Origin of the sequence: Azospirillum tabaci, assembly GCF_014596085.1 — a bacterium.
GTDB classification, from domain to species: Bacteria; Pseudomonadota; Alphaproteobacteria; order Azospirillales; family Azospirillaceae; genus Azospirillum; species Azospirillum tabaci.
Genome location: NZ_JACCJY010000026.1, coordinates 22782 through 35306, shown reverse-complemented (window position 1 = coordinate 35306; position 12525 = coordinate 22782). Strand labels below are relative to the sequence as shown.

Here is a 12525-nt window from a genome sequence, read left to right as displayed (position 1 = left end):
TTGTACGTACAACATGCTATCACACGCGCTGAACATGTCACCTTGAAATGATCGGCGCCCTGCACTCATCCCTTCGATCCGCAGACAAGAGACGCCCGCCCATGCCCGATGTTCAGGAACCGCGGACCATCGTCGCCGACCTTGGCCGCTACCTCGAGGATTTCACCGTCGGCGATGTCTACGAGCACCGCCCCGGCCGGACCATCACCGAAGCGGACAACATCCAGTTCAGCCTGCTGACGATGAACCGCCACCCCATGCACTGCGACCACGCCTTCGCCGAGAAGTCGGAATTCGGCAAGCCGCTGGTCAACAGCGGCCTGACGCTGGCCATGGTGCTGGGCATGACGGTGGACGACGTCTCCTACAAGTCCGTCGCCAACCTCGGCTGGAAGGAGATCAAGCTGGTCGCCCCGGTCTTCCCCGGTGACACGATCTACGCGCGCTCCAAGGTGCTGGACGTCCGCGAATCCAAGAAGCGCCCGACCCAGGGCATCGTGACCACCTACACCGAGGGCTACAAGGCCGACGGTACGGTCTTCGTGACCTTCGAGCGGGCCAGCCTCGTCCCCAAGCGGGGCCACGGCATCGGTGACTGATCCGGGACGATCGATCCGGGGCGACTGATCCGGACAACCCGAAAGCACCGACGGCCTGAAAAGAACAAAGGGAGGAACCATGCCCGCCACCGATCCGACCAGCAACTCGATCGCCGCCACGCTGGCGGCCTTCGTCGCCGACACCCCCGACGACGCCATCCCGGCGGAGGTCCGCACCCGCGCGCCGCACCACATGCTGGACGCCGTGGGCATCGCGCTCGCCTCGACGCGCTACGACTTCGCCCACAAGACGCTGACCGCCCTGCGCGGGCTGGCGGGGGAGGGGCCGGTGCCGGTGATCGGCATGCCCGCCTCGCTGCCCGCCCGCGACGCGGCGACGGTCAACGGGCTGCTCTGCCACGGCCTCGACTACGACGACACCCACATCGGCGGCGTCATCCACCCGACGGCCAGCGTGATGCCCGCCGTGCTGTCGGCGGCGGCGATGACCGGGGCGGACGGCCGTTCCGTGGTCAGCGCCTATGTGCTGGGCGTCGAGGTGGCGGCCCGGCTCGGCGCGGTGGCGCGCGGCGGCTTCCACCAGGTGGGCTTCCACCCGACGGGCATGATCGGCGTGTTCGGCTGCGCGCTAGCCGCCGGCCGTCTGCTCGGCCTGACCCGCGCGCAGCTCGCCGCCGCCCAGGGCATCGCCCTGTCGATGGCGAGCGGCAGCCTGGAGTTCCTGCAGGACGGCGCCTGGAACAAGCGCCTGCATCCCGGCTGGGCGGCGGCGGCGGGCATCACCGCGGCGGCGCTGGCCCGCGAGGGCTTCACCGGCGTCACCCGCCCCTATGAGGGCCGCTTCGGCCTGTTCAACGCCTATCTCGGCAAGGAGGCCGGGCGCGCCGAGCTGGGCATCACCACCGCCGGCCTCGGCGAGACGTGGGAGCTGATGGCGACGGCGATCAAGCCCTATCCGGCCTGCCACTTCACCCACGCCTGCGTGGACGCCGCCCTGGAGCTGCGCCGCGACGGCCTCGACCTCGCGCGCATCCGCCGCATCGAGGCGCTGGTGCCCGAGCAGGTCGTCAAGACCGTCTGCGAGCCGGAGGCCAACAAGAAGCGGCCCTCCAACTCCTACGACGCGCAGTTCAGCGTGCCCTTCCTGGTCGCCGCCGCGCTGGTGCGCGGGCGCCTGACCCTGGCGGAGCTGGAGAACGACGCGCTGGGCGACGCGGCGATCCTCGACATCGCGTCGAAGGTGTCCTACCGCCACGACCCGGACTCGCCCTTCCCCAAGGCTTATTCGGGCGAGCTGATCATCACGCTCGACGACGGGCGCGAGCTGCGCCACCGCGAGCACATCAACCGCGGGGCCGCCGACCGCCCGCTGTCCAACGCCGAGATCGTGGACAAGTACCGCGGCAACGCCGCCATGGCCGTGCACGAGACCGCCGCGGCGCGCATCGCCGACGCCGTCCTCGGCCTCGACGCCAGCCCGCGCGCGGCGGACTCCCTGTCCGTGCTGTCGCCGTCCGTCCGCTGACCATCCAAACCGGGAAACACGCCATGAGCGAGACCACCACCAGCATGACCGACGCGGAACGCGACGAGCAGGACCGCCTGATCCTCGACAGCGTGGACCGCTTCCTCGACCGCCATGTCCGGCCGGTCGCCCTGAAGCTGGAGCATGACGACACCTACCCCGACGAGATCGTCGAGCGGATGAAGGAGCTGGGCCTGTTCGGGGCGACGATCCCCGAGGAATACGGCGGGCTGGGCCTGCGCCCCTCCACCTACGCCAAGATGATCGAGCGCATCTCCTCGGTGTGGATGTCGCTGTCCGGCATCATCAATTCGCACCTGATCATGGCCTTCATCGTCACCAAGACGGGGACGGAGGAGCAGAAGGCCGCCTTCCTGCCGCGCTTCGCCACCGGCGAGCTGCGCGGCGGCCTCGCTCTGACGGAGCCGGACTGCGGCACCGACCTGCAGGCCATCCGCACGGTGGCCAAGCGCGACGGCGACGATTACGTCATCAACGGCTCGAAGACCTGGATCACCAACGGCATCCAGGGAAGCTGCTTCGCCCTTCTGGTCAAGACCGATCCGACGGCGCAGCCCCGCCACAAGGGCATGACGATGTTCCTGGCTGAGAAGGGGCCGGGCTTCAAGGTCAGCCGCAAGCTGGAGAAGCTGGGCTACAAGGGCATCGATTCCGCCGAGCTGGTCTTCGAGGACTACCGCGTCCCGGCCGACCGGCTGATCGGCGGGGTCGAGGGCCGCGGCATGGCCTGCGCCATCTCCGGGCTGGAGCTGGGCCGCGTCAACGTGGCGTCGCGCGGCGTCGGCGTTGCCCAGGCGGCGCTGGACGAGTCCGTCAAGTACAGCCAGCAGCGCAAGACCTTCGGCAAGCCGATCCATGAGCATCAGGCCGTGGCGATGAAGCTGGCCGACATGGCGACCCGCGTCTCCGCGGCGCGGCTCCTCGTCCAGCAGGCGGCCAAGGCGCTCGACCGCGGCGAGCGCTGCGACTACGAGGCCGGCATGGCCAAGCTCTTCGCCTCCGAGGCGGCGGTGGAGAACTCCCTGGACGCCATGCGCATCCACGGCGGCTACGGCTATTCCAAGGAGTTCGTGGTGGAGCGGCTCTACCGCGACGCCCCCCTGCTGTGCATCGGCGAGGGCACCAACGAAATCCAGCGCATCATCATCGCCAAGCGGCTGATCGAACAGAATCCGGTGTGAGGAGAAAAGCCCTCCCCTGCGTCAGCGGGGGAGGGTTGGGTGGGGGGCCAGTGCAACCACCCCCACACTCCACACCCCGCACACCCCCACCAGGGAGACACCGCGTGCTACCCCTCGAAGGCGTCACCGTCATCGCCGTGGAGCAATACGGCGCCGGCCCGTTCGGCACCATGCTGCTGGCCGATCTCGGGGCCGAAGTCATCAAGGTCGAGAATCCCGCCGAGGGCGGCGAGGTCGGCCGGCATGTCGGCCCCCATTTCTTCGGCCCCGGCAACAGCCACTTCTACCAGTCCTTCAACCGCAACAAGCGCAGCATCACCCTCAACCTGAAGCACCCCGAGGGCATGGCGGTGCTGCACGAGCTGGTGCGCCACGCCGACGCCGTGCTGGACAACCTGCGCGGCGACCTGCCGGACAAGCTGGGCCTGACCTACGAGCATCTGAAGGCGGTCAACCCGAAGATCGTCTGCGCCCACCTGTCCGCCTACGGGCGCACGGGGCCGCGGCGGGCTTGGCCGGGCTACGACTATCTGATGCAGGCGGAGGCCGGCTACCTGTCGGTGACCGGCGAGCCGGACGGCCCGCCCGCCCGCTTCGGCATGTCGGTGGTGGACATGATGACCGGCCTGATGACCGCCTTCGGCCTTGTCTCCGGCGTGGTCGGGGCGCGGGCCAGCGGCAAAGGCTCGGACGTGGACGTCAGCCTGTTCGACACGGCGCTGCACAACATGACCTATCTCGCCACCTGGTACCTCAACGGCGGCCACAACCAGGGGCGGGAGCCGCGCTCCGCGCATCCGTCCCTGACCCCGTCGCAGCTCTACCGCACGCGCGACGGCTGGCTGTTCGTGATGTGCAACAAGGAGAAGTTCTGGCCGGTCTTCTGCGACAAGATCGGCAAGCCGGAATGGGGCGAGGATCCGCGCTTCCGCAGCTTCAAGGACCGGCTCGCCAACCGCGAGCTGCTCACCGTCCTGCTGGACGAGGTGCTCGGCCAGCGCGACACGGCGGAGTGGGTGGAGATCCTCGGCGGTGCCGTTCCCGCCGCCCCGGTCCTCGACATCGCGCAATCGCTGGAGAACCCCTTCGTCCGCGACAGCGACCGGGTGGCCGACTTCTCCTACCCGGACGGGTCCGGCGGGGTGCGGATGCTGACCGGGCCGGTGCGCATCGGCGGCGAGCGGCTTCCCACCCGCACCGCCCCGGCGCTGGGCGCCGACACCGAGGATGTCCTGGGCCGCATCGGCATCGGGCCGGAGCGCATCGCCGCCCTGCGCGAGCAGGGGGCGCTGTGAAGTCCGCCGTTCGCCCGGCCTCCGTCCGCCCGTCCGCCGCGGAGGGGCCGCGCTTCCAGGAGATCCTGGACGCGCTGCGCGCCGACATCTCGGACGGACGGGTCGGGGTCGGCGAACGGCTGCCGACCGAGCAGGAGCTGTGCCTGCGCTTCTCCGCCAGCCGCTACACGGTGCGGGAGGCGCTGCGCCGGCTCCAGGATCTCGGCCTGATCGCGCGCCGTCAGGGCTCGGGATCGGTGGTGACCGCCGCCCGCCCCGACGGGCGGTTCCACAACACGCTGTCCAGCCTCGCGGAGATCGGGCAGTACGCCTCCTCCACCCGGCTGGAGGTGCTGGCGGTGGAGAAGATCCTGGTGGAGGGGCGGACGGCGGAGCTTCTGCGCTCCCAGCCGGACACGCCCTGGGTCCGGGTGGTGGCGCTGCGCCGCCAGCCGGGGGAGCGGACTCCGCTCTGCTACACCGAGGTGTTCCTGCCCGCCGCCTTCGACGACGTGGCCCAGGCCATCGGCACCTTTCCGGTCGCCGTCTACGCGGTGCTGGAAAGCCGCTACGGCCTGCGCATCGAGGAGGTCGTGCAATCGATCGAGGCCACCTCGGCGGACGCCAATCTCGCGTCCCGCCTGTCGGTGGAGGTCGGCACCCCGATCCTGGTGGTGATCCGCCATTATCTGGACGCCGAAGGAAACGCGCTGGAGGTGGCGGTCAGCAGCCACGCGGCCGGACGATACCGCTATGAAATGACGCTGCAACGATCCGGGTAAGGGGGTCATTAAGGCCCTGCCCGCGGCGAACGGCCGGAAGAGCCGCGCGGGGACAGCACCGGAAGGGAGGGAAGGAATGACGGAAAACCTCATCGGGGACGCCGCGGCTTGCGCGCGGACCCTGGCCAGGATTCAGGGGGTGACCCTGGACGATGCCGACGCCGCCCTGTGCGGGCGCCTGCTGGCCGCCGTGCCGGGCGTGCTGGCGGCGGCGCATCCCGGCGGCTCGCTGTTCGACGTGCCGCTGGGCGCCCATGCCGCGCTGGTGGCCGGGACCATCGCCGCCGGAACCATTGCCGGGGAGCTGGCATGACCGATCCCACATCGCTGACCCTGACGGACGCCGCAAGGGCGGTCCGCGACGGCGCGCTGCGGGCGGAAGCCCTGGTCGACGCCTGTCTGGACCGCATCGACCGGCTGAATCCGACGCTCAACGCTTTCCTGTCGGTCGAGCCGGAGGAGGCGCTGGCCGCCGCCCGCGTCGCCGACAGGGAGGCGCGGGCCGGACGGCCGCGTGGGCCGCTGCACGGCGTGCCGCTGGCCCACAAGGACATGTTTTATCGCGCTGGCAAGCGCTGCACCTGCGGCTCCCCGACGATCCGCGGCGGCTTCCGCCCGGAGCGGACGGCCACGGTGCTGGAGCGGCTGGACGCGGCCGGGGCGGTGACGCTCGGCACGCTCCACATGGCGGAATTCGCCATGGGGCCGACCGGGCACAACGCCCATCTCGGTCGCTGCCGCAACCCCTGGGACCCCGACCGCATCACCGGCGGCTCCTCCTCCGGCTCCGGAGCGGCGGTGGCGGGGCGGCTGGCCTTCGGCTCGCTGGGCTCGGACACCGGCGGGTCGGTGCGGCTTCCGGCGGCGCTGTGCGGCGTGGTCGGGCTGAAGCCGACGCAGGGGGCGACGCCGATGGCCGGCGTGATGCCGCTGTCGGAAAGCCTGGACTGTGTCGGCCCGCTGGCCCGCAGCGCGGAGGACGCGGCGACGCTGTTCTCGGTCATCACCGGGCGGACGGACGCCGTGGACGGCATCGGCCAGGGGGTCGAGGGGCTGCGGCTGGGCATTCCACGCCAATTCTATTACGACGGCCTCGACCCCGCCGTGGCCGCCGCGCTGGAGCGGGCGCGGGCGGTGCTGGAGCGCGCCGGCGCCCGCGTGGTGGACGTGGACATTCCCGACCACGAGCCCTACGGCGACCTCGCCAACCTCGTCTTCACGCCGGAGGCGGCGGCCGTCCATGCGCCCTGGCTGCGCGAGCGCCCGCAGGATTACGGACCGCAGGTGCGCGCGCGGCTTCTGCAAGGGCTGATGGTGCCGGCGGCCTCCTACCTCCAGGCGAAGCAGCTTCGCGCGCTTCATCTCCGGGCGATGATCGACGGCCCCTTCGCCCAATGCGACGCGCTGTTCGTCCCCGCCCTGCGCAGCCGCGTGCCGACCGCCGCCCAGACCGACGTGGGAGCCGGGCCGGCGATGGCCGCGGTGGTGGCCGGGGTGGCGGCGCTGACGCGCCCGGTCTCCTACCTGGGCCTGCCGGCGCTCGTCACGCCAGCCGGATTCGATCCGGACGGGATGCCGATCGCCATGCAGCTCATCGGCCGCCCGCAGGCGGAAGCCACGCTGCTGCGCATCGCCGACGCCTATGAGCGCGCCGCCGGCTGGCTGAGCCGCGTCCCCCAGACACAGGTCTTCTCGTGAAGGGAGTTCCACCCATGCCGGGAACCGATACATTGACCTCCGCGTCTCCGCACGGCCAAGCCGTCGCTCCCGACACCCAGACCGCCGGCGCGGTCCAGCCGCGCGGCCTGCCGGGCTGGTGGAGCTTCATCGAGGACCGCCTCCTCCTGAACGTCGCCACGATCCTGATGATGGTGGCCATCGGCATCATGTTCTACGAGGCGTCCAGCCGCTCCCTCCTGTCGGAAAGCCACTGGTGGGCGGAGGAGCTGGTCCGCTTCCTGGTGGTGTGGAGCGTGCTCCTGTCGCTGGGCGTCGGCACGCGGCACGGCCACTACATCCGCATGGACCTGCTGCTCAACATGATGCCGCAGGGGCTGCGGCTGGCCTTCTCCTGGGTGAACAGCCTGATCGGGCTGGGCTTCAGCGTGCTGCTGGTGGTCGCCGGAGTTCAGGAGGTCGCGCACCTCCAGGCCATCGGCATGTTCACCGAATCCAACCTCGACCTGCCGCTCTGGATGGTCCGGCTGGTGCTGCCGCTGGGCGGGGTGCTCTACGGCTTCGCCTTCGTCGGCAACATCATCCTGCTGCTGCGCGGCCAGGACCCCGATCCGCCCACCGAGGGCGAGAATCTCTAGGCGGCGATAAGAAAAGGGCAACCCAGTAAGGGGGAGGAAACACCATGACATCCATCATCGCCGTCGTCAGCCTGCTGCTTCTCGTGGCGGGGGGCGTGCACATCGCGCTGGCGCTGGGCGTCATCGCGGTCGGGCTGCTGACCTTCAACTTCAACATCCCGGTGGTCCTGGTCGCGCAGATGGCCTGGGACTCCGTGGACAAGTACGCGCTGGTCTGCATCCCGTTCTTCATCTTCGCCGGCAACCTGATGTCGCGCGGCAATCTCGCGCTGGTCATCCTCGAGCTGGTCGGGACGGTGATCCGCTGGTTCCGCGGCGGCGTCGCCCTGGCGCTGGCCATGTCCAGCGTGTTCTTCGCGGCGGTCAACGGCTCGTCGGTGGCCTGCGCCGTGGCGCTCGGCCCGGCGGCGGTGAAGCTGCTGCCGAACGAGGGCTATCCGCCGCGCTTCGCCGCCTCGCTGGTGGCGGTCTGCGGCACGCTGGGTCTGATGATCCCGCCGTCGCTGACCTTCATCCTGATCGGCTCCATCGTCGGCCTGCCGATCACCGACCTGTTCATCGCCGGCATCGTGCCCGGCCTGTTCGAGGCGTTCCTGCTCGGCCTCACCACGCTGATCGTCAGCCGGATCAACGGCTACGGGCGGGTCGGCGAGCGCCCGGACTGGAAGGGCTTCGGCCAGCGCCTGCCGGGTGCCGCCGGGGCGCTGATGATGCCGGTGATCATCATCGGTACGATCTACATGGGCTGGTTCACCCCGACCGAGGTGTCGGCGCTGGCCGCGGTCTACGCGGTGGTCCTGGTGACGATGGTCTACCGCACGGCCAACCTCGCCGCGGTGTGGGAGACGGCGCGGGAGTCGGTGCTCCAGACCGTGATGATCTACGGCGTGCTGCTCGGCTCCGGCCTGCTGACCGCGGTGCTGACGCGCCTCGGCCTGTCCGCGGAGCTGACCGCGATGCTGAAGGAGGCGCAGGTCTCCCCCTTCGAATTTCTGCTGGCGGTCAACCTGCTGCTGCTCGTCGTCGGCATGTTCCTGGACGGCGTGTCGATGATCGTGCTGCTGGCGCCGATCCTGTTCCCGATGGCGCAGGCGGTGGGGGTGAACCCGATCCATTTCGCCGTCATCATGACCGCGCTGGTGGAGGTGGCGACCCTGACGCCGCCGGTCGGCCTGAACCTGTTCGTGATGAGCCGCATCACCAAGATGCCGCTCCATTCCATCGTGAAGGGGGTTCTGCCTTTCTACGGGATGCGGGTGGTCGCGCTGGTCGTCATCAACGCCTTCCCGGCCCTGTCGCTGGTCCTGCTGACGTAAGCCGTCCCTCGCGGATCATCCTCGTACGCCGGTTGCATCGGCGCCCGCGCTCGTCCATGTTCCGGCATCATGAGGGATGCGATGTCGGACGAAGCGGACAGCCTGAAGGACAGCGGTGGCGCGGCGGAGCGGGCGGAAACCCCGCTCTATCAGGAGATCGTCCGTACCCTGCTGGAGGAGATCGACGCCGGGACCTACGCCGTCGGCGACCGCCTGCCGACCGAGCAGGAGCTGTGCAGCCGCTTCGCCGTCAGCCGCCACACGGTGCGCGAGGCGCTGCGCCGGCTTCAGGAGATGGGCTACATCCTGCGCCGCCAGGGATCGGGTTCGGTCCTGGCGGCGCGCCGCGCCGACGGACGCTTCGTCAATTCCATCAGCTCCTTGGACGAGCTGGTGCAGTACGCCACCTCGACCCGGCTGGAAATCCTCTCGGTGGACCGCATCATCGTGGAGGAGGAACTGGCGGGCCGGCTGGGCTGCCGCCCCGAGACGCAATGGTTCCGCGTCAGCGCGTTGCGCCGCACCCGCGAGACGTCGGAGCCCTTCTCCTACGTCGAGGTCTACATCGACGCCGCCTATTCCGACGTGGTGCGCAACCTGGAGGTGGTGCAGTACGCCATCTACACGGTGCTGGAGCAGCGCTACGGTGTCCGCATCGCCGAGGTGATGCAGGACATCGAGGCCGCCCCGGCCAGCCTGAACGTCGCCTCGCGCCTGCATGTCCCGCCGCAGTCGCCGATCCTCGTCATCACCCGGCGCTATTTCACCGACGATGGACGTCTGGTGGAGATCGCCGTCAACACCCATCCGGGCGCCGGCTTCCGCTACACCATGTCCCTGCAGCGGCGCTGAGCCCGCCTTAGTCGCGGTCAGGGGTGCAGCCGCCCGGACGTGGCGGGCAGAGGTCCGCGTTGCCCTGGCAGCAATTCTCGGTCAGAAGGCTGAGCAGCGCCTGGAAGCGCCCGGCATCGACGCTGTGGATGATCTGCCGGCCCTGGCGGCGTGACGAGCCCGGCGATGACATCCTTGACGTTCATGGGGCGCACCCTATCGGACGGGCATCCTACCGGCAAGCGCTCCGCCGGTCGCGCGTTGACGGTGGAACGGTCACATACGAATCCACTGTTCCATATTTCGGCAAATGTGGAAATATGCAGGCCCCAACGGCCCCGGCGGACATCCCATGACAGCCATCACCATCTTCCACAACCCGGATTGCGGCACCTCGCGCAACACGCTGGCCATGATCCGCAACAGCGGCGTCGAGCCGGTCGTCATCGAGTATCTGAAGACGCCGCCGAGCCGCGCCGACCTCGCCGACCTCATTCGCCGCATGGGCGTGCCGGTGCGCGCCGCGCTGCGCGAGAAGGGCACGCCCTACGCGGAGCTTGGCCTGGACGATCCGGCGCTCGATGACGACCGGCTTCTCGACGCCATGATCGCCCACCCGATTCTCATCAACCGGCCCATCGTCGTGACGCCGCTCGGCGTGCGGCTGTGCCGCCCGTCGGAGCGGGTGCTGGACATTCTCCCCGACCGGCAGCGCGGCGCCTTCGCCAAGGAGGACGGCGAGGCGGTGGTGGACGGCGCCGGACAGCGCATCGGTTCGGACACCGCACCAGCCACGTCCACCGAGGAGGCAGCCCGGCATGACCGCTGACGTCCATCAAAACCAAGCTCCCCGTCCGGCGATGGGGCTGTTCGAACGCTACCTCAGCGTCTGGGTGGCGCTGTGCATCGTCGCGGGCATCGCCCTCGGTTCCGTGGCTCCGGGCCTGTTCCGGGCGATCGCGGCGGCGGAGCTGGCCCAGGTCAACCTGCCGGTGGCGGTGCTGATCTGGCTGATGATCGTGCCGATGCTGCTGAAGATCGACCTCGGCGCGCTGGGGCGGGTGAGGGAGCATTGGCGCGGCGTCGGCGTGACGCTGTTCATCAACTGGGCGGTGAAGCCCTTCTCCATGGCGCTCCTGGGCAGCTTGTTCATTGGCCATCTGTTCGCTCCCCTGCTGCCTCAGGACCAGATTTCCTCCTACATCGCCGGGTTGATCCTGCTGGCCGCCGCGCCCTGCACGGCCATGGTCTTTGTCTGGTCCAACCTGTGCGAGGGGGAGCCGCATTACACGCTGAGCCAGGTGGCGCTGAACGACATCATCATGGTCTTCGCCTTCGCGCCGCTGGTCGGTCTGCTGCTCGGCGTCGCCTCGATCACGGTGCCGTGGGGCACGCTGCTGCTGTCGGTGCTGCTCTACATCGTCATCCCCGTGATGGCGGCTCAACTGTGGCGGCGCGGCCTGCTGGCTGCCGGCGGGGAGGGGGCGCTGAGTCGGATGCTGGGCGTGCTTCAGCCGGTGTCGCTGCTGGCCCTGCTGACCACGCTGGTTCTGCTGTTCGGTTTCCAGGGTGAGCAGATCCTGGCGCAGCCGCTGGTCATCCTGCTGCTGGCCGTGCCGATCCTGATCCAGGTCTATTTCAACGCGGGGCTGGCCTATTGGCTGTCCCGCCGGTTCGGCGTGGCTTGGTGCGTCGCCGCGCCGGCGGCGCTGATCGGGGCGTCGAACTTCTTCGAGCTGGCGGTGGCCGCCGCCATCAGCTTGTTCGGGCTGGGGTCCGGCGCCGCGCTGGCCACCGTGGTCGGCGTGCTCGTCGAGGTGCCGGTGATGTTGTCGGTGGTCCGGATCGTGACGAAGACCCGCGGCTGGTACGAGCGCGGAGAGGCAGCCGGACAAGGATGACGCTGCGGCCCCCGCTACCGCCTGCGCGGATCGAGGCCGTCGCGCAGCCCTTCGGCCAGCAGGTTGATGGCCAGCGCGATGGCGGCGACGGTGACGGTCGTCGCGGCGATCAGGTGGGGGGCGTCGCGCAGGTCGGCCAGCCCGTCGCGGATCAGGGTGCCCAGCGACACCGCCGGTTCCTGGATGCCCAGACCGAGACCGCTCAGCGTCGCCTCCGCCACCATGACGGGACCGATGGAGAGGGCGGCGCGGACGGCGACCGGCCCGGCGACCGCCGGCAGGAGATGACGGCCAACCGTGTGCAGCGGTCCCGCTCCAAGGGCGGTGGAGGCCCTCACATGCTCGGCGGTCCGGTTGGACAGGGCCAGCGCCCGGCACCAGCGGACCTGCGAGGGCCACGCCGCCAGGGCGAGCGTCAGCACCACGGCCTCCGTGCCCGGACCCAGCAGCGCGGCGGCGACGATAGCGAGCGACAGCTCGGGAAAGCCGTGCAACAGGTCAGCCAGCCGAAGCACCGCCGCGTCCGCGCGTCCGCCGATCCAGCCCGCCAGCCCGCCCGACGCGACGCCCAGTCCCACCGCCATGGCGAGCGCCAGCCCGGCGATGGCGAAGGAGGTTCCCGTCCCGGCAATCAGGCGGGCGGCGACGTCGCGGCCCAGCCCGTCGCATCCCAGCGGGTGGGCGGTCGATGGACCGGCCCAAGCCTGCCCGAGATCCATGGCGGACGGATCCAGCGGCAGCAGAAGGGCGGCCATGGCCAGCGGCACCGCCAGCGCCGTTGCGAGCAGCAGACCGGCGCGTCCGGCGAAGGAGCGCATG

14 protein-coding genes are annotated in these 12525 nt (G+C 70.0%); 12 read left to right on the top strand and 2 right to left on the bottom strand.

What is annotated here, in order from left to right; translation table 11 throughout:
• The first annotated feature begins 101 nt into the window (after positions 1-101).
• From H0B54_RS21550 to H0B54_RS21505, 10 genes are all read left to right on the top strand, one after another.
• Positions 102-599 carry a MaoC family dehydratase gene (locus H0B54_RS21550; RefSeq protein WP_094306085.1) on the top strand — a complete coding sequence of 166 codons (498 nt, stop codon included), beginning with the start codon at positions 102-104 and terminating at the stop codon, positions 597-599.
• A 79-nt stretch (positions 600-678) separates the two neighbouring features.
• Positions 679-2085 (top strand): MmgE/PrpD family protein, encoded by a 1407-nt coding sequence (locus H0B54_RS21545; protein ID WP_188262033.1) that lies wholly within the window; start codon positions 679-681, stop codon positions 2083-2085.
• 23 nt (positions 2086-2108) lie between these two features.
• Entirely contained in the window at positions 2109-3287 is a 1179-nt protein-coding gene (locus H0B54_RS21540; RefSeq protein WP_014200019.1) for an acyl-CoA dehydrogenase family protein, read from the top strand.
• Positions 3288-3391: 104 nt separating this feature from the next.
• A complete protein-coding gene (locus H0B54_RS21535; protein ID WP_188262032.1) occupies positions 3392-4582 on the top strand; it encodes a CoA transferase in 1191 nt (396 codons plus the stop codon).
• Positions 4579-5343 carry a GntR family transcriptional regulator gene (locus H0B54_RS21530; protein ID WP_188262031.1) on the top strand — a complete coding sequence of 255 codons (765 nt, stop codon included), beginning with the start codon at positions 4579-4581 and terminating at the stop codon, positions 5341-5343. The genes H0B54_RS21535 and H0B54_RS21530 overlap by 4 nt, the downstream gene beginning before the upstream one ends.
• A 76-nt stretch (positions 5344-5419) precedes the next feature.
• Entirely contained in the window at positions 5420-5656 is a 237-nt protein-coding gene (locus H0B54_RS21525; RefSeq protein WP_188262030.1) for a hypothetical protein, read from the top strand.
• Positions 5653-7041: an amidase gene (locus tag H0B54_RS21520; RefSeq protein WP_188262029.1), complete on the top strand. Its 1389-nt coding sequence runs from the start codon at positions 5653-5655 to the stop codon at positions 7039-7041. The genes H0B54_RS21525 and H0B54_RS21520 overlap by 4 nt, the downstream gene beginning before the upstream one ends.
• Positions 7042-7055: 14 nt before the next feature.
• Entirely contained in the window at positions 7056-7658 is a 603-nt protein-coding gene (locus H0B54_RS21515; RefSeq protein WP_188262028.1) for a TRAP transporter small permease, read from the top strand.
• Between the two features lie 44 nt (positions 7659-7702).
• Complete coding sequence (locus H0B54_RS21510; RefSeq protein WP_188262027.1) at positions 7703-8974, top strand: TRAP transporter large permease; 1272 nt, start codon at positions 7703-7705, stop codon at positions 8972-8974.
• 81 nt (positions 8975-9055) lie between these two features.
• Complete coding sequence (locus H0B54_RS21505) at positions 9056-9826, top strand: GntR family transcriptional regulator (RefSeq protein WP_188262026.1); 771 nt, start codon at positions 9056-9058, stop codon at positions 9824-9826.
• 7 nt (positions 9827-9833) lie between these two features.
• On the opposite strand, the gene H0B54_RS21500 is transcribed toward H0B54_RS21505, so the two are convergent.
• A complete protein-coding gene (locus H0B54_RS21500; protein ID WP_188262025.1) occupies positions 9834-9998 on the bottom strand; it encodes a hypothetical protein in 165 nt (54 codons plus the stop codon).
• A gap of 159 nt (positions 9999-10157) precedes the next feature.
• Here H0B54_RS21500 and arsC point away from each other — a divergent pair, with 159 nt between their 5' ends.
• Together arsC and arsB are read left to right on the top strand one after the other, a co-directional pair.
• Complete coding sequence (gene arsC / locus H0B54_RS21495; protein ID WP_188262024.1) at positions 10158-10634, top strand: arsenate reductase (glutaredoxin); 477 nt, start codon at positions 10158-10160, stop codon at positions 10632-10634.
• A gap of 31 nt (positions 10635-10665) precedes the next feature.
• Positions 10666-11706: an ACR3 family arsenite efflux transporter gene (gene arsB, locus H0B54_RS21490; RefSeq protein ID WP_188262074.1), complete on the top strand. Its 1041-nt coding sequence runs from the start codon at positions 10666-10668 to the stop codon at positions 11704-11706.
• Between the two features lie 14 nt (positions 11707-11720).
• Here arsB and H0B54_RS21485 read toward each other — a convergent pair whose 3' ends face one another.
• Complete coding sequence (locus tag H0B54_RS21485) at positions 11721-12524, bottom strand: ABC transporter permease (protein ID WP_211109486.1); 804 nt, start codon at positions 12522-12524, stop codon at positions 11721-11723.
• Between the last annotated feature and the right edge of the window lies 1 nt (position 12525).